The organism is Chryseobacterium rhizosphaerae (assembly GCF_003385455.1).
GTDB lineage: Bacteria > Bacteroidota > Bacteroidia > Flavobacteriales > Weeksellaceae > Chryseobacterium > Chryseobacterium rhizosphaerae.
The window spans coordinates 201,720-227,622 of sequence record NZ_QNUF01000006.1 but is presented as its reverse complement, the minus strand read 5'-3'; the positions used below and the strand labels follow the sequence as shown (position 1 = coordinate 227,622).

Annotated in this window: 22 protein-coding genes; 6 read left to right on the top strand and 16 right to left on the bottom strand. The window is 37.8% G+C overall.

The window, feature by feature from the left end; genetic code table 11:
- Nucleotides 1–55: 55 nt before the first annotated feature.
- From ftsY to rpmB, 5 genes are all read right to left on the bottom strand, one after another.
- Entirely contained in the window at nucleotides 56–1,009 is a 954-nt protein-coding gene (gene ftsY / locus DRF57_RS07800) for a signal recognition particle-docking protein FtsY (protein ID WP_047490360.1), read from the bottom strand.
- 19 nt (nucleotides 1,010–1,028) lie between these two features.
- Nucleotides 1,029–1,430, bottom strand: coding sequence for a RidA family protein (locus tag DRF57_RS07795; RefSeq protein WP_228450333.1), 402 nt, complete (start codon nucleotides 1,428–1,430; stop codon nucleotides 1,029–1,031).
- A 152-nt stretch (nucleotides 1,431–1,582) separates the two neighbouring features.
- Complete coding sequence (locus DRF57_RS07790; protein ID WP_081989060.1) at nucleotides 1,583–1,735, bottom strand: DUF4295 family protein; 153 nt, start codon at nucleotides 1,733–1,735, stop codon at nucleotides 1,583–1,585.
- A 19-nt stretch (nucleotides 1,736–1,754) separates the two neighbouring features.
- Nucleotides 1,755–1,937 (bottom strand): 50S ribosomal protein L33, encoded by a 183-nt coding sequence (gene rpmG, locus DRF57_RS07785; protein WP_027373683.1) that lies wholly within the window; start codon nucleotides 1,935–1,937, stop codon nucleotides 1,755–1,757.
- 6 nt (nucleotides 1,938–1,943) lie between these two features.
- Nucleotides 1,944–2,186: a 50S ribosomal protein L28 gene (gene rpmB / locus DRF57_RS07780; protein WP_002976757.1), complete on the bottom strand. Its 243-nt coding sequence runs from the start codon at nucleotides 2,184–2,186 to the stop codon at nucleotides 1,944–1,946.
- A gap of 240 nt (nucleotides 2,187–2,426) precedes the next feature.
- On the opposite strand from rpmB, the gene DRF57_RS07775 reads away from it, so the two are divergent.
- Both DRF57_RS07775 and DRF57_RS23530 read left to right on the top strand, forming a co-directional pair.
- Entirely contained in the window at nucleotides 2,427–4,136 is a 1,710-nt protein-coding gene (locus tag DRF57_RS07775) for a T9SS type A sorting domain-containing protein (protein WP_228450331.1), read from the top strand.
- Nucleotides 4,137–4,973: 837 nt separating this feature from the next.
- Nucleotides 4,974–5,210, top strand: a complete 237-nt coding sequence (locus DRF57_RS23530; RefSeq protein ID WP_123863299.1) for a hypothetical protein — start codon at nucleotides 4,974–4,976, stop codon at nucleotides 5,208–5,210.
- A 366-nt stretch (nucleotides 5,211–5,576) separates the two neighbouring features.
- Here the strand turns inward: DRF57_RS23530 and lnt are convergent, their stop codons facing one another.
- On the bottom strand, nucleotides 5,577–7,211 hold the full coding sequence (gene lnt, locus DRF57_RS07765) for an apolipoprotein N-acyltransferase (RefSeq protein ID WP_115917745.1): 1,635 nt from the start codon (nucleotides 7,209–7,211) through the stop codon (nucleotides 5,577–5,579).
- A 55-nt stretch (nucleotides 7,212–7,266) separates the two neighbouring features.
- Between lnt and DRF57_RS07760 the strand changes: the two genes are divergently transcribed.
- Nucleotides 7,267–7,680: a VanZ family protein gene (locus DRF57_RS07760; protein WP_084085413.1), complete on the top strand. Its 414-nt coding sequence runs from the start codon at nucleotides 7,267–7,269 to the stop codon at nucleotides 7,678–7,680.
- Here the strand turns inward: DRF57_RS07760 and proC are convergent.
- The 4 genes from proC to DRF57_RS07740 form a co-directional block, all read right to left on the bottom strand.
- On the bottom strand, nucleotides 7,670–8,473 hold the full coding sequence (proC, locus tag DRF57_RS07755) for a pyrroline-5-carboxylate reductase (protein ID WP_047490373.1): 804 nt from the start codon (nucleotides 8,471–8,473) through the stop codon (nucleotides 7,670–7,672). The genes DRF57_RS07760 and proC overlap by 11 nt on opposite strands.
- 160 nt (nucleotides 8,474–8,633) lie before the next feature.
- Nucleotides 8,634–9,647 (bottom strand): UDP-N-acetylmuramate dehydrogenase, encoded by a 1,014-nt coding sequence (murB, locus tag DRF57_RS07750; RefSeq protein ID WP_115917743.1) that lies wholly within the window; start codon nucleotides 9,645–9,647, stop codon nucleotides 8,634–8,636.
- A 3-nt stretch (nucleotides 9,648–9,650) separates the two neighbouring features.
- Nucleotides 9,651–10,136, bottom strand: a complete 486-nt coding sequence (locus tag DRF57_RS07745) for a hypothetical protein (protein WP_228450329.1) — start codon at nucleotides 10,134–10,136, stop codon at nucleotides 9,651–9,653.
- Nucleotides 10,137–10,144: 8 nt separating this feature from the next.
- Nucleotides 10,145–11,350, bottom strand: coding sequence for a pyridoxal phosphate-dependent aminotransferase (locus DRF57_RS07740; RefSeq protein WP_115917741.1), 1,206 nt, complete (start codon nucleotides 11,348–11,350; stop codon nucleotides 10,145–10,147).
- Between the two features lie 246 nt (nucleotides 11,351–11,596).
- Here DRF57_RS07740 and DRF57_RS07735 point away from each other — a divergent pair, with 246 nt between their 5' ends.
- Nucleotides 11,597–13,396: a T9SS type A sorting domain-containing protein gene (locus DRF57_RS07735; protein ID WP_047490384.1), complete on the top strand. Its 1,800-nt coding sequence runs from the start codon at nucleotides 11,597–11,599 to the stop codon at nucleotides 13,394–13,396.
- 109 nt (nucleotides 13,397–13,505) lie between these two features.
- Nucleotides 13,506–13,961, top strand: coding sequence for a DUF1801 domain-containing protein (locus DRF57_RS07730; protein ID WP_047490386.1), 456 nt, complete (start codon nucleotides 13,506–13,508; stop codon nucleotides 13,959–13,961).
- 119 nt (nucleotides 13,962–14,080) lie between these two features.
- Here DRF57_RS07730 and DRF57_RS07725 read toward each other — a convergent pair whose 3' ends face one another.
- From DRF57_RS07725 to DRF57_RS07705, 5 genes are all read right to left on the bottom strand, one after another.
- Nucleotides 14,081–15,349 carry a TolC family protein gene (locus tag DRF57_RS07725; protein ID WP_047490389.1) on the bottom strand — a complete coding sequence of 423 codons (1,269 nt, stop codon included), beginning with the start codon at nucleotides 15,347–15,349 and terminating at the stop codon, nucleotides 14,081–14,083.
- The gene (locus DRF57_RS07720; RefSeq protein ID WP_174772366.1) at nucleotides 15,339–18,434 is read right to left on the bottom strand and encodes an efflux RND transporter permease subunit; all 3,096 of its coding nucleotides are present in this window, start codon (nucleotides 18,432–18,434) and stop codon (nucleotides 15,339–15,341) included. The genes DRF57_RS07725 and DRF57_RS07720 overlap by 11 nt, the downstream gene beginning before the upstream one ends.
- A gap of 106 nt (nucleotides 18,435–18,540) precedes the next feature.
- A complete protein-coding gene (locus DRF57_RS07715; RefSeq protein WP_115917739.1) occupies nucleotides 18,541–19,644 on the bottom strand; it encodes an efflux RND transporter periplasmic adaptor subunit in 1,104 nt (367 codons plus the stop codon).
- 95 nt (nucleotides 19,645–19,739) lie between these two features.
- Nucleotides 19,740–22,412, bottom strand: coding sequence for a magnesium-translocating P-type ATPase (gene mgtA / locus DRF57_RS07710; protein ID WP_047490395.1), 2,673 nt, complete (start codon nucleotides 22,410–22,412; stop codon nucleotides 19,740–19,742).
- A 23-nt stretch (nucleotides 22,413–22,435) separates the two neighbouring features.
- Complete coding sequence (locus DRF57_RS07705) at nucleotides 22,436–23,134, bottom strand: MgtC/SapB family protein (protein ID WP_115917737.1); 699 nt, start codon at nucleotides 23,132–23,134, stop codon at nucleotides 22,436–22,438.
- A gap of 534 nt (nucleotides 23,135–23,668) precedes the next feature.
- On the opposite strand from DRF57_RS07705, the gene DRF57_RS07700 reads away from it, so the two are divergent.
- Entirely contained in the window at nucleotides 23,669–24,514 is an 846-nt protein-coding gene (locus tag DRF57_RS07700) for an EamA family transporter (protein WP_047490400.1), read from the top strand.
- 19 nt (nucleotides 24,515–24,533) lie between these two features.
- On the opposite strand, the gene DRF57_RS07695 is transcribed toward DRF57_RS07700, so the two are convergent.
- Nucleotides 24,534–25,901, bottom strand: a complete 1,368-nt coding sequence (locus tag DRF57_RS07695) for a sensor histidine kinase (protein WP_115917735.1) — start codon at nucleotides 25,899–25,901, stop codon at nucleotides 24,534–24,536.
- Between the last annotated feature and the right edge of the window lie 2 nt (nucleotides 25,902–25,903).

The window sequence follows — 25,903 nt, the reverse complement described above, 5'->3', positions numbered from 1 at the left end:
TGTTAATATTTTAAAAATAATTTGTGTACTAATATAAGGGAAAACATGATATAAATCATCTTTTCTTGAAGAATGAGTCTACAAATTCCGTACCATTAAAAAGCTGTAAATCCTGCATTTTTTCACCTACGCCTATATATTTTACAGGAATCTGGAATTGATCTGAGATACCGATAACAACTCCACCTTTAGCTGTTCCGTCTAATTTGGTGACCGCTAATGCATTGACTTCGGTGGCTGCTGTAAATTGTTTCGCCTGTTCAAATGCATTCTGTCCTGTAGAACCGTCAAGAACCAGCAGAATTTCATGAGGAGCATCAGGAATAACCTTTTGCATAACTCTTTTGATCTTGGAAAGCTCATTCATCAGATTTATTTTATTGTGAAGTCTTCCGGCAGTATCTATAATAGCAATATCTGCATTTTGCGCTACAGCGCTTTGTACTGTATCAAATGCTACAGAAGCAGGGTCGGAACCCATCCCTTGTTTTACGATAGGAACACCCACTCTTTCACTCCAGATAGTAAGCTGATCTACAGCTGCCGCTCTGAAGGTATCTGCAGCCCCTAAAACCACCTTTTTACCTTCTGATTTGAATTGGTGGGCAAGCTTTCCGATAGTCGTTGTTTTCCCTACGCCATTCACTCCTACCACCATAATAACATATGGTTTTTTGGAGGCGTCGATATTTCCGGTTCCGGCGTGAGGATTTTCAAGAAGCAGTCCTGAAATTTCATCACGAAGAATTTTATCTAATTCGTTTACGCTAACATATTTGTCTCTGGCAACACGCTCTTCAATTCTTCCTATAATCTTAATGGTAGTAGAAGCACCTACATCAGATGCAATCAGTATTTCTTCAAGATTATCCAGTACTTCATCATCTACTTTACTTTTACCGACTACGGCTTTCGTCATTTTTTCAAAGAATCCCTGGCTGGATTTTTCCAATCCTTTATCTAAGGTTTCTTTTTCTTCCTTTTTGAAAATATTTTTAAACCAACTCATAGTTTTAGTTTATTCTTATTTATTTTTTAATAACTGCTGTGGCCTCTACTTCTATAAACACATCATTTCTGAACAGATCACTTACTTCTACAAGACTGCTTACCGGAGGATTTTGAAGATTGACATAGGTATCCCTGATTTTTCTGAAATCCGGTGTTTTAGAAATATCTGTAATAAATATTCCTAGTTTTATAATGTCTTTCGTTGTTCCTCCATATTCTTTCAGAACGTAGTCTATATTTTTGAATATCTGCTGTGTTTGCTCCTCTACATTGTTCCCTATCAGGTTTCCATCCGTATCAAGGGGAACCTGCCCAGACAATAAAACCATTTTAGAAGTTCCACAATCAATACTTACTGCTTGTGACAATCCTTTTATGCTGAAAACTTTTGGAGAACTTTTATATTCTAAGGTATTCATAGTTTTCTGACTGAATGAAAATAGAAAAATTGCTGTGCAAAACAGAACAAGAATCTTTTTCATATTTTATTGATTAATAATCTGGTGAACAAAGATAACAAAAAAACTACCCAAAATCTGAGTAGTTTTTTATATTGTAAATAAAGTCTTGATTATTTTTTCAAATAACCATCAACTTCGTCTGCATTCATTACTTTTTCTTCGAAAACGTAAGCTCCTGATTTAGAAGACTTAGTCATTTTCACCACTTTAGTCATTTTTTTTGACTGACCGCTTTGTAGGGTTGCTACTACTTTCTTTGCCATTGTAAATTATATTTATAAATTACTTGATTTCTTTGTGAAGGGTAGATCTCTTAAGAACAGGATTGTATTTTTTCAATTCCAATCTTTCTGTAGTGTTCTTTTTATTTTTTGTAGAAATGTATCTAGACATTCCTGGCATACCGCTCTCTTTGTGCTCTGTACATTCAAGGATTACTTGAACTCTGTTTCCTTTTTTTGCCATGATGTATTAATTCTTTTTAATCAATCCGTTTCTAGTAGCTCTTTCAATAGCTTCTTCGATTCCAATCTTGTTAATCACTCTCAATCCATGAGCTGATACTTTCAGTGTTACGTGCTTATCTTGCTCCGGAAGGTAAAACTTCTTCTCCAATAAGTTAATTTCAAAACGACGCTTCGTTTTGTTATTAGCGTGAGAAACGTTGTTACCAACCATTGCACGCTTTCCTGTTATTTGGCAAATTCTTGACATATCTCGATGTTCTTATTTGTATAATATTTGAGAGTGCAAAATAACGAAGAATTTTTTAGATAGACAAATCTTTTGGAAAATATTTGTAAATAACTTACTGATTAATAATATTGATTTTAAAATAGCCGAATTGCCGGAATTGGGTGGTAGAGCAGGCCTGATATATTTCATGCAACGTTTCTTCATAGAAAATAATTTAATAGCCTATCTTTGTTTTTAATTAATCTAAATAAAAATAACATGAAGAGAATTTATATTCTGTTGTCTATGGTGCCGATTTGTTTAGCTGCTCAGAATTTCACTGAAATACAGACGGGGATGAACAATTTTTATTACTCAGCAGCGGATATCGCTGATATTGATAATAACGGGACTATGGATATTGTATTCAATGGAGCTATAGATTCAGACGGAGATGGAACAGCAGATATGACTTATAATGAAGTTTATAAGAATAATGGCTCAGGATTGTCTTCTTATGCGGGGCTTGGTGTAGGGCCCACGCATTTGGGAGATATCAAGTTTATTGATTTTAACAATGACGGACTGCTGGATATTGTCTCTACAGGACTTAGCTATATGGATGTGGTTAATTATAAACAATACAGATTCAGGAATACGGGAACAGGTTTTGTAAAAGAAGAAAACCTCTCCGGAAAAATTTATGGATCTCTAGAAGTTTTTGATTTTAATCACGACGGAAGACAGGATTATGCACTTAATGGAACTCAATACTCCCATGGGGGAGGTTTTAGAAACAGCCTGGATTTTTACCGGAATACAGGAGCTGGTTTTGACATGACTGAAAACTGGGTAGATGGAACTCAGAACGGTAGCTTTAAAATGGTTGATCTTAATAATGATCAGCTTTTAGATCTTGTCATCATTGGATCTGATATTAATGGAGCCCCCATCTCCAGGGTATACATGAATCAGGCCGGAGTTTTGACCTTCGCCCAGGATTTTGAACCTCTGACAAGCGGAAAGATAGACTTTGCAGACTTTAATGCTGATGGTTTCCAGGATATTCTTGTGGCAGGAAAGGATGATAGTGATAACGGATATTTTGCTGTCTTAATGAATGACGGGACGGGTACTCTGACTACTCATCAGCTTAATCTGCCCGATATTTCCGATGCCTCTATAAGCATTGGAGACTTAAACAATGACGGTTATTATGATTTTATAATTGCCGGGAATGATAATGATGCAGCGGTAAAGACCTATCTGTATAATCCAAACACTCAAAACTTTACTGAGGGAGCCACTACGGGAATATACAACCTGGGAGGTCCTGGAGTTGTTCAGCTGTTTGATTTTAATAATGATCACCATCTGGATATTTTGTTGAGCGGATTCGACTGGTCAAATCCTGATATGCCTTCCCTGACGAAGATTTTTAAAAATACATCTACGGAAGCCAATGCAAAGCCTACACCTCCCACGAATCTGAATCTAACAAGAAACGGAAACAGGTTTAATTTTGCGTGGAGTGGGGCTACAGATGATAAAACGCCTGTCAATGCTTTACGATATGAAATCAGTGTTGGATCAACGCCGGGAGCAACAGATATTGCCAAATATATAGTGACAACACCATCATGGTTTCTGGAGCTGAATCCTTCTGTTCAGAATGTGTACTGGAGCGTCAAGGCAATAGATGCATCCAAAACCTATTCTAATTCTTCTGCAGAAAACAGTACATTAGGAACGCGTGATACGATGGCAAGACAGCAGCTTGTAGTATATCCGAACCCTGCTTCTGAGAAAGTATATATCAAAGGAGAAAAGGTTTCTGAAGCTGAAATGTTTTCAATGGATGGTAAAAAACTGAATATTACTTTGAACAGTGACCAATCTATTAATATTTCTCACTTACCAAAAGGAATTTATGTATTAAAACTGAAGATAAAAAACGAAATAACCACCAAGAAACTTACGATTAAGTAATTGAATCATTCTATCTTCTATCAATGAGAAAAGCCAGACGTCCAGCTGGCTTTTCTCTTTTTTATGCTAGATTCTATATAACCTGTAACATTCATGAGGAAATATAACTCCATAAAATCATTTATATAGCATTTTTTTTATTGTTAAAACAGTGTTTTGTTATTTAAATTAAGTTACCGTCGGAAAGAACTTCTATTATTTCCTTTCAATAGAACTGATTGTATTTTACAACTGAAGTATTGAAATACAAAAAGAAAGAATAAAGGGAAATAGAATAAAAAATATCTTGGTAAAGGAGCTATTGAATAAAACAGTAGGTAAAATATAAATAATATCCCAAGAAATGCTGCTTGAAATGTAAAGTTTGATTTTAGCTTTTGAAATAATATATAAATTAACAGCAGATTGAAAATTAATAAACTAATACTGTATAAATAGGGGACTGTATTACCTGAAAAGTTATAGTTCCCCGGATAGTAATTCAAAAAATTAATTCCAATTTTTTTTAAACTATTCTCAATAAACATTTTAGGATGTGATGAAATAAAATTCTTGTTGAGTTGATTGAGGTAGTTATCTATTTGCTTTTCATTTTCATAATTAGCGCGAAGATACTCATCCGTTAATATTATTTTTTTTGACGGATCATAGGGGAAATTACCGCTTGAGAAAATATCATATTTTTCATGATTTCCTTTTGCAAAATTATAACTTAAAGAAGTTGAGTAATGAAAAGTTCCTATTTTTTCATAATTTCTTATACACCAGGGAAGGTATGTGATCAATATGAATGCGAACAGAATCAGGAGGCTGTAGTACTTTAATTTTTTATACAATATGAGTACGATTGTTGAGATAATCATTAAGAATAAAAATTCATACCGAATATATAATCCCAGTATTGATACAATTGAAACCAACACTATATTTTTGAGGGTGATTTTTTTTGATAATTTTAATATTAGAGCAAAGAAAACGCTGAATATAGAAACCGTTAGCGCAAAAGAACTAATTTTTGTACTGCCAAGAAGGATAGGGGGAAAGAAAATAATACATGCAAAAGCAATGAAATAATTATTCTTATTCTTGTCATTTTCTTCGAATTTTTGAACAAGTGATAAAACTGAAAAAAATAGAATAACAGACTGTAAAATACAGGATATCATTATCCATTGAGGGATTTTAAATATACTTTGTATCAAAAGTAAATAGTAAGGATATAGAGGAGGCATATAGCTGGAGGGCTTCCCTAGATAATAATAGTCATGATAAACCGCAAAATCCTGTATAATGACTTTCCACTCAAATATGAGCGTTGCATTTTTACTTAGATAAGATACCATTATACAATAAAATAGAAAAATGATAGAATATCTGTATCTGAATATTTTTTCCTTCATTTGGGCTTATGCTCTAATAGATTCAATCATCCTATAACAACTATCCTTTCTTTGCTCTGTTCTGGAACTTTTTAATCAGAAAATAAAATAGAAGGAAACCTAAGGCAAAGATTGAAAACCTTGAAAGAAGATCTCCGGCTCTTGTATAGAAAGTCATCGTATCATAAAGATTTACCTTAGCAAATAAAGTAGTCTGATCACCATAAAAAGTATCGGCTACAACTTCTCCTTTGGCATCAATATGTGCGGAAATTCCACTATTGGCTGCACGGGCAATTTCTCGTCTTGTTTCAATAGCTCTTAATCTGGCGTAAGATAAAAGTTGTTTGTGTCCTTCTGAAACTCCCCACCAGGAATCATTGGTCATGATCCCTAAGAAATTGGCTCCCTTTTTTACATAATCAGTAACAAATTCACCATAAATGCTTTCATAGCAAATGATAGGAGCTATTTTTCCCTTATTGTAAGGGTTTGAAAAAGCAAGCCTTTCTTTATCTGTGCTTAAGGAAGCTACTGTACCACCCAGATTGAGCATAGCATCTCCCAATAAAGGTTTAAGAACGCTCATATAAGGAAAGATTTCAACTCCCGGAACAAGTTTTCCCTTATGGTAAACCTGTGTTTTCTGATGGGGAGCTAGCTGAATGGCCGTATTGTAACTCGTCACCCAAACTCCGGAATTGATCTGGTAAGCTTCTTTTGGCGCTTGTAACGGATCAAAATAAAAGCGGTGTGAAGAAATTCCCGTAGCAAAAACAGATCCGGGATGTTTTACTAAAAAGTCTTTGATATTGTTTAGCAGTAAACTTTTTTCAAAACCGGTTTCAGAAATTGAACCTCTTCCCGGAATGGCTGTTTCCGGAGCAATGAAATAATCAATTTTTCCTTTTGAATTATTTTCAGCCAGCTTCAGCAGGTCATTTTCAATGGTAAGACTGTCTTTTGAATATTTTTCCATGTACGGATCAAGATCAGGTTGTAACATCAGTACATTCACCTGTCCGGATGGTTTTTCATTAAAGCTGTTGTACTTGATTAATGAAATAATCATTGGAACAGCAATTAATGCCGTTACAATTGAAGAGTTTTTAATCAGATCTTTTCTCTTTCTTCCGGCTTCCCAGGTTCTCAGGGTATAAAAAATTAAAACGTTGATCAGTAAGATCCAGAAACTTCCTCCTGTAGCTCCCAGGGTATCATACCATTGGATAAGCTTTGGATATTCAGAAAATACATTTCCTAAATTCAACCATGGCCACGTCAGTTCCCAACCCAGATGGAATTTTTCAAAACTCATCCAGATGGCGATCAAAAATCCTAAGCCCCAATACGTTCCCTGGGCATTTTTGTACCAATGATAACATTGGAAAACCAAAGAATACAAAAGTGAATTGACCAAAACAGGGAATACAACAGCCATCATAGAATGGCTTCCATCCGGATTTTTAGAGCCATATAACCATCCTGTAGTGACAATATTCCAGATGATAAAACACAGATAGGAAAGTCCGAAAACCATCCAGCTTTTTCTTTTATAGCTGGAGAATTTTGAAATTCCATGTTCCATCATCAGGAGGGGAACAAGGGCGAAAAATATAAAAAAAGGAACTCCATAGGTAGGCCACGAAACCGACAGCAGCATTGCTGAAATAAGTGTAAGTAAAACGTATTTCATTAATTTATTTTAATATACAAATTTAATGTTTTTGAAATGAATATCTTAGCAACTGATGTTAAAGAAAGTATACAAAATTGCAATTATTCCCTATACCTTATTTTTGCTTTACCTGATGTTTTTGGGGATGGGCAGATATCAGTATGAAGATAACCTGATCACCGTAAAACCTATTTTTTCTACGATTAAATTTATTCAGACTGCAGATGGATGGAAAGATATTGTGATTATTGTCTTAGGAAATATTATTATGTTTATTCCTTTTGGTTTTCTGGGTTGGATTTTTCCAAGGTTTAAGGATTTGAAAACATTGTGTATTGCTTTCATTTCAGCTATTGTTATTGTAGAAGCGCTCCAATACTTTACCAGAATGGGAATATTTGAGGTAGATGATATCCTCCTGAATACTTTCGGGGTGTATTTGGGCTGGCAGATCAGAATATTTGTAGAGAAAAAGCTTAGTTGTTGAGCTCTTTAGCCCGCTTTTCAGCATTTAGAATTCCCTGTTTTAAAATGTCTTTAAAGCTGTTTTCTTCAAATGTCTTTAATGCAGCTTCTGTAGTTCCACCTTTGGATGCAACATCTTTAATCAACTCTTCAAGGCTTTTTTCAGAATTGTTGATCAGGTGGTAAGCCCCCAGCATCGTTTGTTTGACAAAAAGCTTGGAAAGGTTTTCTTCAATTCCCATTTCAATTCCCGCTTTAATCATGGCGTCAATAATATAGTAGAAGTAAGCCGGTCCACTTCCTGATAATGCAGTAACACCATCCAAAAGATCCTCGTTTTCCAGATAGACAGAGCGGCCGGTACTGTTGAGCAGTCTTTCAATATTGATTAGCTGGCTGAAAGAAATTCCGTCTGCAGCAGTATAGCCCGTAATTCCCATACCCAAAAGAGTAGGAGAGTTAGGCATAGCTCTTACCACTAGCGGATGATTAAGTGATTTTTGGATTTTATCGATATTGATTCCTGCCATAATGGATAAAACCATCTGGTTTTCCTTTAATGTAAACTGAATATTTTGAGCAACAAGCTGAAAATCCTGAGGTTTTACAGCGATAATAACCAGATCCGCGTCCAGTTCTTTAACCTCGCTGAAAGTTGAAATGATAGACTTGGGAAAGTCCTCAGCTATTTTAGCTACTTTAGATGGATTTCGGATGATCAGATGAAGGTGTTCAGGTTTGATCAGTTCGTACTTCAAAAAAGATTTTGAAAAAGATAGTCCCATATTTCCGGCTCCCAGAATCGCTATTTTCATATTGTGTCTTTATTTTTAGCTAAAATAATGATTTTATGGAAAATGGACGTGAACTACTTCAGGATAAGTTGCTGTTTTATACTCGTGCATAAGATGATGCATTGAGAAAACGGTAAAAATTAAAGGCTGTTTCAATATTGAAGCAGCCCTTGTATTTTAATTAAATGATATTCACTTCCCGTTCAAGTTCTATCCCAAACTTCTCTTTCACGGAATTGATAATGTCCGTGGAGAAGTCAAAAATTTCTTTTCCGCTTGCCTTTCCTGTTGCGTTGATGATTACTAATGACTGGAGCTTGTGTGAGGCTACATTCCCAATCTGTTTCCCTTTCCATCCGCATTGTTCGATCAGCCATCCGGCAGGAACCTTTACCATGTCTCCATTAGGATATCCCTGAATGTTTTCAAACTTTTGCTGTAAAGCTTCAAACTGGGCCAAAGGAATTGTAGGGTTTTTGAAAAAACTTCCGGCATTCCCGATTTCTTTAGGATCCGGCAGCTTGCTTTGTCTGATATTGATTACTGCTTGAGATACATCCTGGATAGTGGGGTTTTCAATACCCAGATGTTTCAGTTCAGATGTAATCGCTCCGTATTCTGTTTTTACATGATGTTCTTTCCGGGTCAGTTTAAAAGTGACTTCCAGAATAACATATCTGCCTTTTCCTTTCTGCTTAAAAATAGAATCCCTGTATCCGAATCGGCATTGTTCAAGGTTGAATGTTTTAACTTCAAGGTCTTCCAGATCCAATACCTGACAGCTAACAAAAATATCTTTAATTTCCGTTCCATAAGCACCGATGTTCTGCATGGGAGAAGTTCCTACATTTCCGGGAATTAAAGAGAGGTTTTCTAGTCCACCATAATTTTTATGTAAGCAATACATCACGAATTCATGCCAGTTTTCACCAGCTTTGGCCGTGACAAACACTTCATTATCACTGAAGTTTTCTTCGGATATTCCTTTTAAATTAAGTTTAATAGCAAGGCCGTCAAAATCTTTGGTCAGTAAAATATTACTTCCGCCTCCCAAAAAAAGAAGTGGAAGAGAATGAGATGTTGAGTAGCTGAGCGCTGCTTTTAATTCTTCGGTATTGCTGACTTCAGTGAAATATTTAGCGTTGGCGTCAACTCCAAATGTGTTGTAAGGCTGTAAGGAAAAATTTTCTTGCATGTTTTATTTGTATTCTTTTGGCAGAATGTGGTCTATATGTTCTTTAAGTTGTTGAAATTGTTTGTAATGTACAGTATCAACATAAGAATTAACATAAATATGTGACTTTTTCGGAGTTCGGATCTGGAAAGTTTCATCTATACCGTCTACAGATTGCTGGCTTGGAGAACTCTTTATATGATCAAGATCCACCATATGGATGGATGAGGTAAGCTGTTTCCAGGTGCTGGCATTGATAGCTGAATGCCATTTTTTGTGATTTTGAGTGGAGGTTGTTCCTTTTTCCACGGTGATAGAATCTTTGGTGACTTTTATAATTCTGTAATAGCCAAGGTTTCCTCCGATATTGGATATACTGATAGATGTAATCTCGTAAGGATCTTTATGGGCTGTTTGTACCGATTCCTTTTTGTCACAAGAAAAAAATGCCGACAGCAAAAAGATCGAAAACAGTATTTTCAGATGTATATTTTTTGTTGTCGGCATCATATTATAATTTATAGGCTAAATTCTTCTCTGTACTTTTTTAGAGCTTCTTTAAGGATTTCAGCACTTCTCTTTAAATCTTCTTCTTTAAGAACATAAGCAATTCTTACCTGTTTCTTACCCAGTTCAGGATTGCTGTAGAATCCACCGGCAGGAGCTACCATAATGGTTTCGTTATTCAATGAATATTTTTCCAGTAACCATTGAGCAAACTTTTCGGTATCATCTACCGGAAGTTCAGCTACACAGTAGAATGCTCCTCTCGGTTTAGGGCAGATGACCCCCGGAATAGCATTTAACAGGTCAACCAATACATTTCTTCTGTGGGTGTATTCTTCTCTTACCGCTCTAATATAAGCACCATCGTTCTGGTGTGCAGCAGTGGCAGCAATCTGTCCCAAAAGAACAGGACTTAGTCTTGCCTGAGCAAAAAGCATTGCCGCATTACGGATTTTTGAAGAACGGGTAAGCATACATCCGATTCTTACTCCACACATAGAATAACGTTTGGATTCCGAGTCTATTATGATGCAGTTCTCACTCAATTCTGGGAAATCAAGCATTGAAATCTGTTGCTTTCCGTCATATACATATTCTCTGTACACTTCGTCAGAGATGATTACGATATCATATTTTAAAGCAATTTCTGCAAGTTTTTGCAACTCTTCACGGGTATACAGGTATCCTGTTGGGTTACCAGGATTACAGATGACAATAGCTCTTGTTTTTTCTGTGATTTTTTTCTCAAATTCTTCTACCGGAGGCAGGGCAAAACCTGTATCAATAGTAGAAGGAACTGCTACTACATTGACATTAAATGTACTGGTGAAACCATTGTAGTTTGCATAATAAGGTTCAGGAATAATCACCTCATCACCATCGTCACATAATGTAGAAATAGCAAAATTAAGGGCTTCTGATCCACCATTGGTAACAATGAAGTTCTCAGGTGTCAAATCAGCAAAACCTAATGAATGATAATATTCAGTAAGGGCTTTTCTGTATTCTATATTACCTTCAGAAAGGGCATATTCCAATACTTTTAAATCAATATTTTTTAAAGCATTTAAAGCTGTTTCCGGAGTTTCAATATCAGGCTGCCCGATATTAAGGTGGTATACTTTTATCCCTTTTTGTTTTGCTTGTAATGCGAAAGGAACTAGTTTTCTTACCGGCGATGGCGGCATGTGCAGTGCTCTGTTTGAAATATTCGGCATTGTTTAAAAAATTTGTATGGCAAAAATAAGATTTAATTTCTCAATAATAAAATCTATGAATAAATGGAATTTGAAAAAAGAGGTGATTTGTAATTTTTATATACTCCTTATTTGGTGAATTATTTTTTTATTTATTTTAATAATTATTGTTTTATTTAACTATAATGTGTTTTATTTTTGAAAATAGTGATAAAATACTTTTAATGTTATTTTTTTTATAAATTTACTGGATAAATATTAATCAATATGAAAAGAACATTACTTTTTGGAGCTTTAAGTATCACAGCTCTATCTTTTACATCATCAATGATGGCTCAAAATTTTCAACCTATACCCGTTCAGTCCGGATATACAGCTGACGTTATCGCCAACGGGATAGGACCTTCTATGGCTTCTACCACAATGGATGTGGATGGAGTTTCCTATAATTTTATCTCCAGGGATTTTCAACTCACTGCGAGCAGCACACCACTTACCTATGGTCTTCCTGCCAATGGGATTATAAACTCAGTAGTGGCTTCAACGCCGGGTTTAAGTTATCAGCTTGGAGATTATTCGGGAAATAATTCTTTAAGAATTAACAGTAATACCGCAGGAGCAAATACCGGGACTCTCGTATTTACCAATCCTGTGGCTGCTTTCAAATTATACATGCTTTCTACCAGTGGAAGTGGCAACTCTACAGTAAATGTGACAGTTAATTTTACAGACAATACGACCCAGGTTTTTACCGGGCAAGGAATCACAGACTGGTATGGAGGAATGAATTTTGCAATTCAGGGGATTGGGAGAATTCTCAGAACTTCAGATGCGCTGGATGCCAATTCTACTAATCCGAGATTATATCAGGCTGTTTTAAATATTGATGCAGCCAACCAGGCCAAACCTATTCAGAGTATCACAATAACCAAAACCAGTAGTGCAGGTGTGGCCAATATTTTTGCTTTCTCGGCAGATGTTTATACTGATTGTGTAGCGCCTACATTATCTGCTACAGGAACGGTTACCTCAAGTTCTGCGGATATTTCATGGACGGTTCCTGCCGGCACACAAGCGGTAAGCCATGATATTTATTACAGTACAAGTCCCACAACTCCTACCAGCACTACAGTTCCTGTTTATTCGGATGTGACGGGAACCTCTTATACATTGGGAAGTTTAGCTCCAAGTACAACCTATTATTATTGGGTAAGAACAAATTGCAGTACTGCAACGAGTGAAAGTGCATGGTCATTCTCTAAGTCATTTACTACGCTGTGTGGTGCTTTGGTGCCTCCATATACTAATAATTTCAGCAGCGTTCCGGGGACATGCTGGGCCAATAATATCTCTGGCGGAAGCCCTTCCACAGGACCTACTGCAACTACAGTCTATTGGGATCAGCGTAATTTTTTAAATACATCAGCTAACGGTCCGTCCATCCATATGAATTTGTATTCTACCAATAGAACGGGCTGGCTTAAAACAGTGCCATTCGATCTTTCGGCAGGTGGGTACAGAGTGAAATTTAACTACGGAGTTACAACATATTCCGGAACTGCAACTTCTTTAATGGGAGGCGATGATATTGTACATTTTATGGTTTCCGAAGACAATGGAACAACGTGGACGATATTACAAACCTGGAATACGGCTAACGGTCCTTCCAACACATCGAATGAATACAGTTATAATTTAACAGCCAATACCAATGCCCATACGGTATTTGCATTTTATGGAACTTCCGGAACCGTAAATGAAGGTCTGGATTATAATTTCTATATAGATGACTTTACCGTTGAAAATGCCCAGCTGAGTACTTCGGAAGTGAATAAAGTAACCAAGAAAGCTGAAATTCATCCGAACCCTTTTAAAGATATTCTCTATATATCAGATACAAGAGAAGTGAAATCTGTCACAGTGGTAGATCTCTCAGGAAGAATTGTGAATACCATTGAGGGCCCTGTAAAAGAGCTTAATCTAAGTATGCTGAATACCGGGCTGTATTTTGTTACCCTTTATTTTAAAGATGGGACTCAATCTACTGTAAAGGCAGTGAAGAAATAAGTTTTTTTTATGTAAATAAATTGTATGGCAGTATAGTGATGTACTGCCATTTTTTTATCCTGAGATGAATTTTTTTTTATTAATTTGATCCTTTAAAAACGAACTGAAAATGCAAATTTTATCTAAGTCCATTGAAGATTATATTTCAAAGATTCCTGAAGAGAGACAGGAGGCTTTCAAGAAGCTTTTTGATAGTATTCATACAAACTTACCGAAGGGTTTTGAGGATGCCACCAATTATGGAATGATAGGCTGGGTTGTCCCTTTGAAAACTTATCCTGCCGGCTATCATTGTGCAGCCAATACCCCTTTACCTTTCATTAATCTGGCTTCTCAGAAAAATTTTATAGCATTATACCATATGGGGCTGTATTCCAGACCGGAACTTTTGGAATGGTTTGTTTCAGAATATCCCAAATATTCCAGGAGAAAACTGGATATGGGAAAATCATGTGTCCGCTTCAAAAAAGTGGAAGATATTCCTTTTGAATTAATTGCTGAGCTGAGTAAAAAAATGACTCCTGAAGATTGGATCAGTACCTATGAATCTCAATACAAGAAATAAGTAAAAAAGCTCCGGAATCATATAGATCTCAGAGCTTTTTTGATAAAGGAAAAAAAGGAATATGGAATTAATCTGTAGTCTTATAGTTTTTTGATGAAAAATGTTCTCAGTTTTATTTTCTAAAATTCAATATCCCAGATTCCGGCTTTCCGCTCAAGTTCAATTAAAGCAGCGGCATTGTCTGCAAGAGCCTGGTAATAGTCTTTCCTGATACTGTTGTAGGTTCTCTGGGCATTCAGAACCTCCAGAATAGAACTTTCCCCTCTTTTGTAGCTGTACGTAATCCCTTCCAATATACTTTTGGCCTCTGTAAGCATTCCGTTATGAAATTGTTTTACCTGCTTCTGAGTGGCTGTATATTGCTGATAAGCCTGCATCACATCTGCCCGTATGCTTTGCTCAACCTGCTGGTACTCGACCTCAGCCTGAGAATGGGCCATTTCTGCTATTTTTAATCCTGCATTTCTTTTGTTTGAAAATTTCAAAGGAATGCTAAGTCCTATTTTTACTGCATTTACAGTTGGTGAAGGAGCTATTTCATTGATCGCTTCAGTATGTCGCTCTGCGCCGGCACTGATTCCAAGGTCTATGGCACGGTTGGCTTTTTCAAGGTTGATTTGACTTTGGGTTATCTGTGTATTTTGTCTGGCTGCTAATAAATCTGTTCTTTCATTCAGTGCTTGAAGGATCAGATCATCTACACTGAAATCTCTGTTGAAAGCATTAAAATCTCCGGTAACCTCTCTGCCGGTCATTTTGTGGTCACTGAGAAATACCGATAAATTGGTTAATGCTTGTAGCTCCGCACTTTCAGCCTGAAACACTTCGTTGAGTAAGGAGGCTGCCTCCAATTTACTCTGTTTTGCCGTAACCAGTGATATTGTTCCTAGGCGGTATCGGATGCTGTCGGACTTGGCCAGTTGCAGTATGTTTTTGTATGAGTCCTGCTGTACTCCCAGAAGGGCTTTGGATTTTAAAGCATCGATATACCCTAAACCGGCATCGGCACGGAGGTTTCTGAAAAAATCCTGCAGTTGTATTTTGCTCAGTTCAGATTGATTTCTGGCCAGATTTATTCTGGCTTTTCTTTTACCTCCCAGCTCCAGTGTCCAGCCGATAGAAGCTCCGTAAACATACCCCATATTCTCTCTTACCCCATTGTTGGTGGTTTCCATTTCCAATTGGGGATCCGGAAACATACTTGCAGTCTGGATCGATGCTTCGGCCATACCTACGTTATATTTTTGGGCAGCATAGCTGAGATTTTTCTTTCCTACAAGACTCAGGTATTCTTCAAAACGTATAAGTTCTTTTTCCTGTGCCTTTACGATATCTGTCATGCTGAATAACACAGCAAATAATATGATAAAATGAGCTCTAATTTTCATCTGATTCTAAATTTTGTTTTTCGTTGCGGCGTTCAGCCATATAATAAATAGCAGGCAGAACAAACAGTGTTAAAATAGTAGAGAACATCAATCCGTAAACGATCACTGTAGCCAGAGGCCGCTGTACATCTGAACCGATTCCTGTAGCTAATGATGCTGGAAATAATCCGATTACTGCAACGGTTGCCGTCATCAGTACCGGTCTGAAGCGATCTTTTGCTCCCTTGGTGACTGCAAGCTTCAAATCATAGCCTTTTTTACGAAGGTCGTTGATGTGGGAAATCATAATGACCCCGTTCTGAATGGCTACCCCGAATAATGCAATAAATCCGACAGCAGAAGACACATTAAGAGACATTCCGCGTATATTGAGGGCCAGCATTCCACCGAATAATGCCAATGGAACGATAGACATGAGCACCAAAGCCTGTCTGAAATCACCAAATGCACTATACAATAACAGAAACATAATTGCTAATGCCAGCGGAACAATAAATGCCAATCTGGAATAAGCCCTATTTTGGTTTTCAAACTGACCACCCCATTTGACCTGGTATTTTCCATGATCGTATTGAATGTCTTTTTCAATTTTATCCTGAGCTTTTTTCAGAAAAGAAGAAAGATCGGTACCTCTTAAATTCAGTTTTACGGTGAGATGACGTTTATTCATTTCTCGGGTAATGGTACTTTCACCGGTGCTTAATTTTACTTCTGCTACCTGTGACAGTGGGATTTTGGCCCCCGAAGCTGAGGTAAGCATCAGGTTTCCTATTTTATCCGGAGTGTCGCGGCTGTCTTCGGTGTAACGACAGGAAATATCATATACTTTATTGCCGATAAAAATTTGGGAAATAGCTTTTCCTCCCAATGCAACTTCAATAAGATCTGCTACATCTGCCACATTGAGACCATACTGAGCAATCTTATCCCTGTCTGCAATAATTTGCAGTTGAGGTAAAGGAGGTTCCTGATCGATGGCAAGGTCAGCAGAACCTGGGATGGTATTCAAAGTAGACATTATATTTTCAGCAATCCTTCTGGTCTCCTTGAATTCTTCTCCGTATACCTTTACAACCAGTTCACTGTGAGCCCCGGAAATTTTATCCATAACCCCGTCAATCATAGGTTGTGAAAAACCTACCGTGAATCCAGGCATATTTTTATAATCTGCGGCCAGCTCTTTAATTAAATCTGCTTTAGTTTTTCCCGAAGGCCATTCGCTGTAAGGTTTTATACCAACAGATACTTCAAAATGAGAAGCGGTCCATGGGTCAGTACCGTCATCATTACGGCCTGCCTGAATCATCATATAGGTGACTTCCTGGTGTTTCAGTGTTCGGGCACGCAGGGTATCACTCATTTCTTTTGATTTGGCTAAAGAAATACCGGGAGGCAGCTGTACCTGCAGCCATATAGAGCCTTCATCCAGCTCAGGAAGGAAGTCTTTTCCTACGGTATAGGAAAGTATTCCTGCAGATAATAATACAATGCTGACCGGTATAATGACTTTTTTAGGAGTCTGCATGATCTTTTCTATTCTTTTTCCATAGGCAGTACTTATTTTTTCCAACCATTTGTTATGATATATTTTTTGTGGTTTACGGTAGATTACATAGGCTAATCCCGGAATCAGAAGTAATGCTACCGCGAGTGCTCCCAATAAGGCATAACCTACCGTGAACGCCATTGGGGTAAACAGTTTTTTCTCCACTCTTTCAAATGCGAATAACGGGAGATACGCAGTAATGATAATAATGGTGGAAAAGAATATAGGCTTGGCCACTTCAATCACTCTTTGGGTAATTGTTTTTTCTTCCAGGGTTTCTTCTGCATTATCTTCTCTTTTCTTAAGGATAGTTTCCAACATGACGATGGCACCATCTACAATAATCCCAAAATCGATGGCTCCGAGTGAAAGGAGATTGGCGGGAATATTAGTGAAATGCATTAAGATAAATGCAAATAATAAGGAAAGCGGAATGGTAATAGCAACCAATAATGCACCTCTCCAGCTTCCAAGGAATACAATAAGTACAATAATAACCAGTACAATTCCTTCTGTAAGGGTATGGGATACAGTGGTAAGTGTTGTTTTTACAAGGTCTGTTCTATCCAGGAAAGGATGGATTTTTACTCCCGGAGGAAGGGTCTCTTTATTCAATTCCTCAATGGCCTGATGAACACCTTCCAGTACCTGTGACGGATTTTGTCCTCTTAGTAAAAGTACAATTCCTTCTACACTTTCGGAGTAGTTGCGTTTTCTGTCTGTATAGCTTAGAATACCTTTTCTTTCGAGGTTTCCATATTTAAGTGTTCCTACATCATTCAGGAAAACAGGAACTCCATTCTGTGTTTTCACCACAATTTTTCCAAGGTCTGTTAAATCTTTTACCAAACCTATCCCCCGGATAACATAGGCCAGATTTCCCCGGGGTAGCATACTCCCGCCGGCGCTTACATTATTTCTGGAAATAGTTTCGGTAACTTCAGATAGTGAAAGACCATACTGCTCTAGTTTATGAGGATCCAGCTCGATCTGAAACTGGGTAGTAATGCCTCCGAAATTGGTTACATCAGCAATTCCTGAAACCTGTTTAATGCGTGGAATAATGACAAAATTTTGCAAATCTGTAAGTTCCCGCAGACTATGGGTATTACTTTCGATAATATAACGATAGACTTCGCCGATAGGAGAGGTAAGGGGATCCAGCCCCGGCTGTGCCCCATAGGGAAGCTCCACATCTGTCAGTCTTTCCTGGATTCGCTGTCTGGCCCAGTAATCATCTACACCGTCATCGAATACCATTGTGATAATAGAAAGTCCAAAAGTACTCTTGCTTCGCATGACATGCATTCCCGGAAGTCCGTTCAGAGCCCTTTCTAACGGAATGGTAATTTGCTGTTCTACTTCTTCAGCAGCCAGTCCCGGTACCTGTGTAACCACCTGTGAGCTGACATCGGCAATGTCAGGATAAGCTTCTATGGATAATCTGGTCCAGGAATAATAACCAAAAAAGCCTAGTAAAAGGAAGAGCGCGAGCATCAGCCACCTCTTCTGTATAGAGATTGTAAGTAATTGCTTCATAATTCTTAATTTTTGTACAGTATATAAAGTGTGGCGTATCATGTAATTGTGCTGAGCGGGATACGGTCTTTACAGGTTTTAGATTGTACATTTTATCACATTCATATTATTTTGCATCCAGCATATAAATTCCGCCTTCAGTCATGATGGTTTCTCCTGGTTTTAATCCTGAAATAATTCTTACTGATTTCTGGTCTGTTTCACCTGTGGCCACTGAACGTCTGGTAAATTGGTTCTTTCCCGTTTTTATCCATACATACTGAGTATTATCCTGCTGCATTAAAGCTGTAACGGGTATCATAACTGTTTTTTCGGGAGTCGTTGAGAAATTAACGGTGGCATACATACCCGGTTTTAACTTTCTGTCCGGATTGTCACATTCTATAAGGACTTTTATACTTCGGGTATTTTCGTCTACTATTTCATTAATGTGGTATACTTTTCCTGTAATATTTCGATCCGGATAAGCACTTATTTTTACAGAGACATGATCTCCGATATTGACAAAACGAATATCTTTTTCTTTAACATCCCCGGAAATCCATACTTTGGAAAGTTCTGCAATAATAACTACAGGATCTGCGTCACCTTTCAGATACTGACCGTTAACAATCTTATTGGAAATAATTTCTCCACTGATAGGAGCTCTTACAATAAGGGGACTTCCTATACCTCCTCCTTTACTGTTGTATACCTTCAGGGCAGAGGAGGCATTAGAAAGTGAGGTCTTTTTATTTTTAAAATCTGTTTCCGCTTCATCCAGCTCTTTTTGAATACCGACCCCATGTTTTACCAGATCCTGCTGGCGTCTGTAATTTTTCTCTGCAAGCTGCACATCATTTAAGGCGTCTGTATAATCTTTCTGAACTGAAAAATAATCGGAAGAAAGGATTTCAAAAAGCGGGCTTCCCGCAGAAACATTTTGGCCGAGCTGGATAAAGGATTTTGTAATTCTTCCGGAAAAAGGACTGGCAATTTCTGCATAATGATTGGGGATTGCCTGGATGGTTCCTGCGGATACTACACCATCACTGTGTTCCTCTTCGGTGATCACTTCTGTTTTAATTGTTTTTAAAACAGGATTGTTTTCAGGAATCATCACATGATCTCCTTTGATTTGAAGATCCTGGCTTTGTGGAGTTTCACTTTTGGGATCTTTACAAGAGGTAATAAAAGCCAAAAGTAGTATTGATAATACGGTATTTTTCATATAAAATATTTATAACCAATTAATTATTTATTTCTTGTTGAGCTGATGCTATAATGCAATAGTTATATGCAGATTTTTATTTTGCCATACACTTATCATAGCCACTGTCCGAATTTTTTAATGAACCATTGCTTTACGAACTGAGTGAGGATGCAATATCCAGTAAGCATGACAACCAGATAAGGAAAATACCCCATAGGTAAAGGTTGCATTTTCAGATATACAGCTAAGGGAGTAAAAGGAATCAGTATTCCAATCAGCATGATTAAACTTGTTAAAGCGACTACAGGGGCGGTTGCCCAGCTTTGGATAAAAGGGATCTTTTTCGTTCTGATGATATGTACAATCAGGGTTTGTGAAAGCAATCCTTCTACAAACCATCCTGTCTGAAATAAACTCTGATGCTCTGGGGTATTGGCTTTGAAAATAAAGAACATAACAGCAAAAGTCAGATAATCAAAAATAGAACTCAAAGGACCTATATACAGCATAAACTTTTTGATACTGTCGGCTTCCCATTTTTTTGGTTTTTCCAGAAAATCTTTATCCATTGTATCCCAAGGGATGGAAGACTGTGATATATCATAGAGTAAATTCTGGGTTAGAATCTGTAGCGGAAGCATTGGCAAAAACGGAAGTAATGCACTGGCTCCGATCATGCTGAACATGTTTCCAAAGTTACTGCTGGCTGTCATTTTTATATACTTAATGATATTTCCGAACGTTCTTCTGCCGTAGATTACACCACTGCGTAAAACCATTAAATCTTTTTCCAACAGGATGATGTCTGCGCTTTCTTTTGCAATGTCTGCACCGGTATCAACGGAAATACCAACATCAGCTTCCTTAATGGCAGCCGCGTCGTTAATCCCATCTCCCATAAATCCTACGGTATGCCCTTTAGATCTCAGTATTTTTACAATACGCTGCTTTTGTAACGGACTTACTTTTGCAAAAACAGAATAAAGATCCATGTCTTTACTAAGCTCTTCATCGGTTCTGTTGTCTAATTCATCACCAAGCATAATCATGGTAACGGGAATCCCTACGTCATGACATATCTTTTTAGCGACAATATCATTATCCCCGGTTACTACTTTTACTTCCACACCCAGCTTATGTAAAGCTTTGATACTAGGTTCCGCCGATGGCTTTGCCGGATCAAGGAATCCTATAAAACCGGTAAGTGTAAGATGATTTTCGTCGGCAACAGAATAATTCAATGGATGGTTTCCGTCAAATTCTCTGATTGCAACCAGTAAAACCCGTAACCCTTCAGCATTGAGCTTTTCAGACATTCTGATGATTTTCTGCTTCATACATTCATCGAGAGGAACAATATTATCATTCTCAATATGCAAACTGTTGTCTTCTCCCGGATCTAAAGCATATTTGCATAAGGAAAGCATTTCCTCTACAGCACCTTTGCAAATCATCAGGTGTTTACCATTGGAAGTGTTGAGGATAACGGACATTCTTCTTCTTTCAAAATCAAAAGGGATTTCATCTACTTTCAGATACAGTTCATCTGCTTTCATCATGTTGTGAACCTCGGCATGATCCAAAACAGCCTGGTCCAACAGATTTTTGAGCCCGGTCTGATGATAGCTGTTGAGGTAAGCCCATTTCAATACTTCATCATCTTCAAGCCCCTGAACATTGAGATGAGTTTCCAGTACAATCTTGTCCAGGGTAAGTGTTCCTGTTTTATCAGTACAGAGAATATCCATGGCACCAATATTCTGAATGGCATTCAACCGCTTAACGATGACTTTCTTCTTGCTCATATTAACAGCTCCTTTCGCAAGGTTGGCGGTAACAATCATAGGGAGCATCTCCGGGGTAAGTCCCACAGCTACTGCAATGGCAAATAATAAAGCCTGCATCCAGTCTCCTTTTACCAATCCGTTGATAAGAAAAATAATGGGGGTCATCACCAGCATAAACCGGATAAGCAGAAAACTTACTTTATTGACACCTATATCAAAAGCGGTTTCGGATCTTTTGGAAACCAGGCTTCTGCTGATGCTTCCGAAATAGGTGAAAATACCAGTGTTAGCTACCACAACCGTGGCTGACCCACTTACCACGTTAGTTCCCATAAAACAGATATTTTGTAAGGATAATGGGTTTTGATTCTTTGCATCTTTGATGGGAAGAGCATTTTTCTCTACAGGTAATGCTTCCCCGGTAAGAATGGATTCACTGATAAAGAGATCTTTGCTTTTCATAATTCTGCAGTCGGCAGGAACCATATCACCGGCAGAAAGTATGATCATATCACCGGGAACAATTTCACTGATATCTATTTCCTCACTTTCTTTAAACTTTCTTTTGGTAAGGCAGCTGGTTTTTACCATTCTTTTTAAAGCTTCTGCTGCTTTATTGCTGCGGAACTCCTGAATGAATCTTAGGGTGGTGCTGAACAGAAGCATCACTGAAATAATAATGCTGGTGCTGAGGTCCTTTTCATCTGCAGGCACCAGGATAACATCAATGAATAATGAAATCACGGCAATACAGGCAAGGATATAATTGAAAGGATTAAAAAAAGAATGGGCAAACTGCTTCAGCCATGAAGGTGCTTTCTGAGTGGCAATTTCATTTTTACCATATATTTTTAAACGGTCTTTTACGGTGTTTTCGCTAAGCCCTTCTTCTGAGGTTTCCAGCATAGCATAAATCATTTTTTCGTTCTCTGATGCAGCTTCTTTCAATTTTACAAGAGCTGCGGAGTTGAGATTTTTGTTGGAATATTTTTTTAACATGGCTTCAGGGTTGGTGTTAAATGTTATAAATCAGTTTCAGTACCTATAATTTCCCAGCTTACCCTGATGACTTTATCTTCAATAGTAAGTCTGCTGGTTATTTTTTCCATGAAACTGTCCTGTGGAGTAGAAGCGTGCACTTCTGCTGTAATGATGGCATTTTCAGGAACGCAGTTATCATCGCTGGTGAGAGATTTCAGTAATATTTTATCATTCCCGCTTAAAGACTGCATAAGCTGTATCCGGATGTGGTTTTCCACCTCACTTTTACATTTGATACTGATTAAATATTCGGTATAATGATTTCTGCTGCTGATATTGTTGCCAAGCTTTACTCCTAAAGGGCGGAGAATGACATGTGTGAGAATAATAAATCCGCTGGTAATAGCTGCTTCAAAAGGAAGTCCTATAGCGCTGAGGGCTCCTACGGAAGCTGAACACCAGATAGTAGCTGCAGTGTTGAGTCCCCGTACGGTAAGACCGTCTTTCATAATAACACCTCCTCCCAGAAAACCTATACCACTCACAATATAGGAAGCTATTCTGCCTGTAGCATCACCGCCGATTCTGATGGAAAGCAGTACAAAGGCCGCAGAGCCCAGGCATACCAGTGTATTGGTACGGAGGCCTGCACTTTTTTGACGCCACTGTCTTTCGAAACCAATGCCGGCACCCAGGAGGAATGCTGTGAAAAGACGAAGGGTAAATTCTAGTGTATTCATAATCTTTTTTGTTGTATGGCAAGCAGCCGATATACAGAAAGATATATTGCTGAATGCCTAGTTATGGTAATAATGGGAAGGATCGGTATCCATAGTGGTTTTTATTTGCTGCAAAGGTATTCCTCCTTTTGGGGAGAAGCCGTTAGAAAAGCTTTAGAATGTTATTAGAAAATGATTAGAGAAAACAGAAGGAAAATGACCTTTGAAAATGAATGTATACATCGGAAAGTGTCAAATGATATTGTGTATAGGATTTAAAAAAAAGACCTATGTTCTCACCGTACATCATCATCTGAACCGGATAGAATAGTAGGAAACCTTGAAAGGATTTGGAGAACATAATTAGGAAATATTCATTAACTAAGTCTTATTAATAAATAAAAACTGTACCCATATTGAACGCTAAAATTTCAATACATTTGCTGGCAAGCTATTTTGCATTCGGAATTTCCCGGTTTATAATGATAAAATAAGAGTTTGCCTAATCCCGGAAAATTCTTTCCAAAGTTGTTTTATAAGTTATAAATTTTAGAAATGAAAAAGTCTAATGTAGCTATACCTGCTACACTTTTAGCAATAATCTGCGTGCAGGGTGGGGCTTCCATTGCCAAGCAGCTTTTTCCTGCAATCGGCGCTATTGGTACCGTTAGTTTAAGAATTGTACTCTCAGCTGTTTTGCTCACCTTGATTAACCGTCCAAAATTTTTGCAGTTCACGAAACAAAAATGGAAATATTGTGCTCTGTACGGTATCGGACTGGCGGCGATGAATCTTATTTTTTATATGGCTATTCAGCGAATTCCGCTAGGGCTGGCTGTTACGGTAGAATTTGCCGGACCTTTATTCCTGGCTCTCGCACTGTCGCGTAAGTTACTGGATGTTGTCTGGGCATTATTGGCCTGTGTAGGGATTTTACTTATCGTGCCCTGGCAGAGTAACAATATAGATTTATTGGGGCTTGGACTGGCCTTTCTGGCAGGGATGTTTTGGGCAGGTTATATTGTAATGGGCGGAAAAGTAGCTAAAATAATGGATGGAAAAGATGCTGTTACTACCGGGATGTTATTTGCAAGTCTTGTGATTATTCCTTTTACCATTTGGGATGGCGCGGTTTTCAATCTTACACCAACCCTTTTTATAAAGGGACTTGGAGTTGCTATCTTATCCAGTGCGCTACCGTTTTCTCTGGAAATGATGGCACTTAAAAAACTTCCGGCCAAAACTTTTAGTATTCTGATGAGCCTGGAGCCTGCATTTGCTGCTTTTTCGGGATTATTATTCCTATCCGAGAGTTTAACCTTTTTACAGTGGATATCCATTGCCTGTGTGATCGCAGCCAGTATAGGAACTACTGTTTTCAGTAAAACTTCAGTGGAGTAGTGTGAAAATCGTTAAATGATTAGGATCCTGGTATTTCAAACTGTATTGTAAAAATGGTCTTATTATGCTCTGATGCTACAGAAATTGTTGCATGATGAAGATGAATGATTTTTTCTGTCAGAAATAGTCCGATACCATAGCCTTTTTCCTTTTTTGAGGTTTCACTTCTGTAAAAGGGTTCAAAAATACGCTGTAAATCTTCCCTGGAAATAATGATGCCGGTATTGGTAAAACTGATTGAAAGTGTGTTTTTATGGGCTATCACATCTATTGAACATATATGCTCAGGGGAATATTTACAGGCATTGTCAATAAGATTATTGAAAGCTACCTGCAGCAGATATTCATTTCCCTGTGTGATCAGCTGATGTTCTTCCACCTCATTTTCTATATTCAAAGAAACTTTATACGCCGGATTTTCTCTTGTTATTTTGGTGTAAGATTCCAGAAGTATTTCATCAAGGCGTACTTCAGAAAAGCTGATTTCATTAGGATCATAGCTTGCTTTGGCAAGATCCATTAAACTGTTGGACAGTTTGGCCATATTCCGTGCATCTTCCAACGCATATCGGATGGTCTGCCGGTATTCTTCTTTGGTTTGTTCTTTTTCAGAAGCCAGTTCCAGCTCAGTGATAATTGCGGATAATGGAGTGCGGAGTTCGTGTGAAATATTGGATACAAAATGTTTTTGAGAGTCAAAAGAATTTTCCAGACGCTTCAGCATTCCGTTGAAATTCTGGGCAAGCTCGTTAAGTTCATCTTTTTCTCCGGTCGTTTTTAAGCGCAGCTGTAATTTTCCGGCAGTAATTTTTTTAATTTGATTCACCATTTCACTCAGGGGGCTCAATGCTTTTTTAGAAAGGAATATGCCGGCCAGGTAAATCAGGATCAGGATGCTGATGAAAGCGATAATACTAATGGTAAGAAGATGAGTGAGATATTCATACCCATACTTATCATAGGAAGCAGCGGTTACAGCATAGGATTTTCCGGAATGATGATAGACCATCCCGATAACCTGTAAGTTGTTTAAAAAGAAGTTGATTTTTTTCTTTTGAAATATCTGCGAGAGCATCGCCGGAGTTTCCTTTACGTAATCAACTTTTGCATCGTCATGATAAATGAGCTGGTGATTAGAGTCATAAATAGCGACTTGAACTTCGTTAAGTGTTCTGTTGTTATTTTTGTACAGCTTATGCATTTCCTGTTCCGGGAGTGAGCTTTGGAAAAACAAATCAGCTTTGGCAATAGCCTCGTTTTGCAATTCGCTGTAGAAAGATTTTTCTCTGGCTTCTTTGGAAGAATAATAAATAGAAAAGCTGTAAACCCCTAAAAGCATTGCCGTGATTAGGGTAAAAAGGAGTGTAAGCCTGGTTCTTATTTTCATCC

Coding starts and splice junctions, on each gene's coding strand:
- lnt (WP_115917745.1), bottom strand. CDS start 7,211: ATGAAATACGTTTTACTTACACTTATTTCAGCAATGCTGCTGTCGGTT.
- DRF57_RS07705 (WP_115917737.1), bottom strand. CDS start 23,134: ATGAATACACTAGAATTTACCCTTCGTCTTTTCACAGCATTCCTCCTG.
- DRF57_RS07695 (WP_115917735.1), bottom strand. CDS start 25,901: ATGAAAATAAGAACCAGGCTTACACTCCTTTTTACCCTAATCACGGCA.
- murB (WP_115917743.1), bottom strand. CDS start 9,647: ATGCAAGAAAATTTTTCCTTACAGCCTTACAACACATTTGGAGTTGAC.
- DRF57_RS07740 (WP_115917741.1), bottom strand. CDS start 11,350: ATGCCGAATATTTCAAACAGAGCACTGCACATGCCGCCATCGCCGGTA.
- DRF57_RS07720 (WP_174772366.1), bottom strand. CDS start 18,434: ATGAAGCAATTACTTACAATCTCTATACAGAAGAGGTGGCTGATGCTC.
- DRF57_RS07715 (WP_115917739.1), bottom strand. CDS start 19,644: ATGAAAAATACCGTATTATCAATACTACTTTTGGCTTTTATTACCTCT.
- proC (WP_047490373.1), bottom strand. CDS start 8,473: ATGAAAATAGCGATTCTGGGAGCCGGAAATATGGGACTATCTTTTTCA.
- DRF57_RS07735 (WP_047490384.1), top strand. CDS start 11,597: ATGAAAAGAACATTACTTTTTGGAGCTTTAAGTATCACAGCTCTATCT.
- DRF57_RS07790 (WP_081989060.1), bottom strand. CDS start 1,735: ATGGCAAAGAAAGTAGTAGCAACCCTACAAAGCGGTCAGTCAAAAAAA.
- ftsY (WP_047490360.1), bottom strand. CDS start 1,009: ATGAGTTGGTTTAAAAATATTTTCAAAAAGGAAGAAAAAGAAACCTTA.
- DRF57_RS07745 (WP_228450329.1), bottom strand. CDS start 10,136: ATGATGCCGACAACAAAAAATATACATCTGAAAATACTGTTTTCGATC.
- DRF57_RS07775 (WP_228450331.1), top strand. CDS start 2,427: ATGAAGAGAATTTATATTCTGTTGTCTATGGTGCCGATTTGTTTAGCT.
- DRF57_RS07700 (WP_047490400.1), top strand. CDS start 23,669: ATGAAAAAGTCTAATGTAGCTATACCTGCTACACTTTTAGCAATAATC.
- rpmB (WP_002976757.1), bottom strand. CDS start 2,186: ATGTCAAGAATTTGCCAAATAACAGGAAAGCGTGCAATGGTTGGTAAC.
- DRF57_RS07795 (WP_228450333.1), bottom strand. CDS start 1,430: ATGAATACCTTAGAATATAAAAGTTCTCCAAAAGTTTTCAGCATAAAA.
- DRF57_RS07730 (WP_047490386.1), top strand. CDS start 13,506: ATGCAAATTTTATCTAAGTCCATTGAAGATTATATTTCAAAGATTCCT.
- DRF57_RS07725 (WP_047490389.1), bottom strand. CDS start 15,349: ATGAAAATTAGAGCTCATTTTATCATATTATTTGCTGTGTTATTCAGC.
- DRF57_RS07760 (WP_084085413.1), top strand. CDS start 7,267: ATGTTAAAGAAAGTATACAAAATTGCAATTATTCCCTATACCTTATTT.
- mgtA (WP_047490395.1), bottom strand. CDS start 22,412: ATGTTAAAAAAATATTCCAACAAAAATCTCAACTCCGCAGCTCTTGTA.
- DRF57_RS23530 (WP_123863299.1), top strand. CDS start 4,974: ATGAGTACGATTGTTGAGATAATCATTAAGAATAAAAATTCATACCGA.
- rpmG (WP_027373683.1), bottom strand. CDS start 1,937: ATGGCAAAAAAAGGAAACAGAGTTCAAGTAATCCTTGAATGTACAGAG.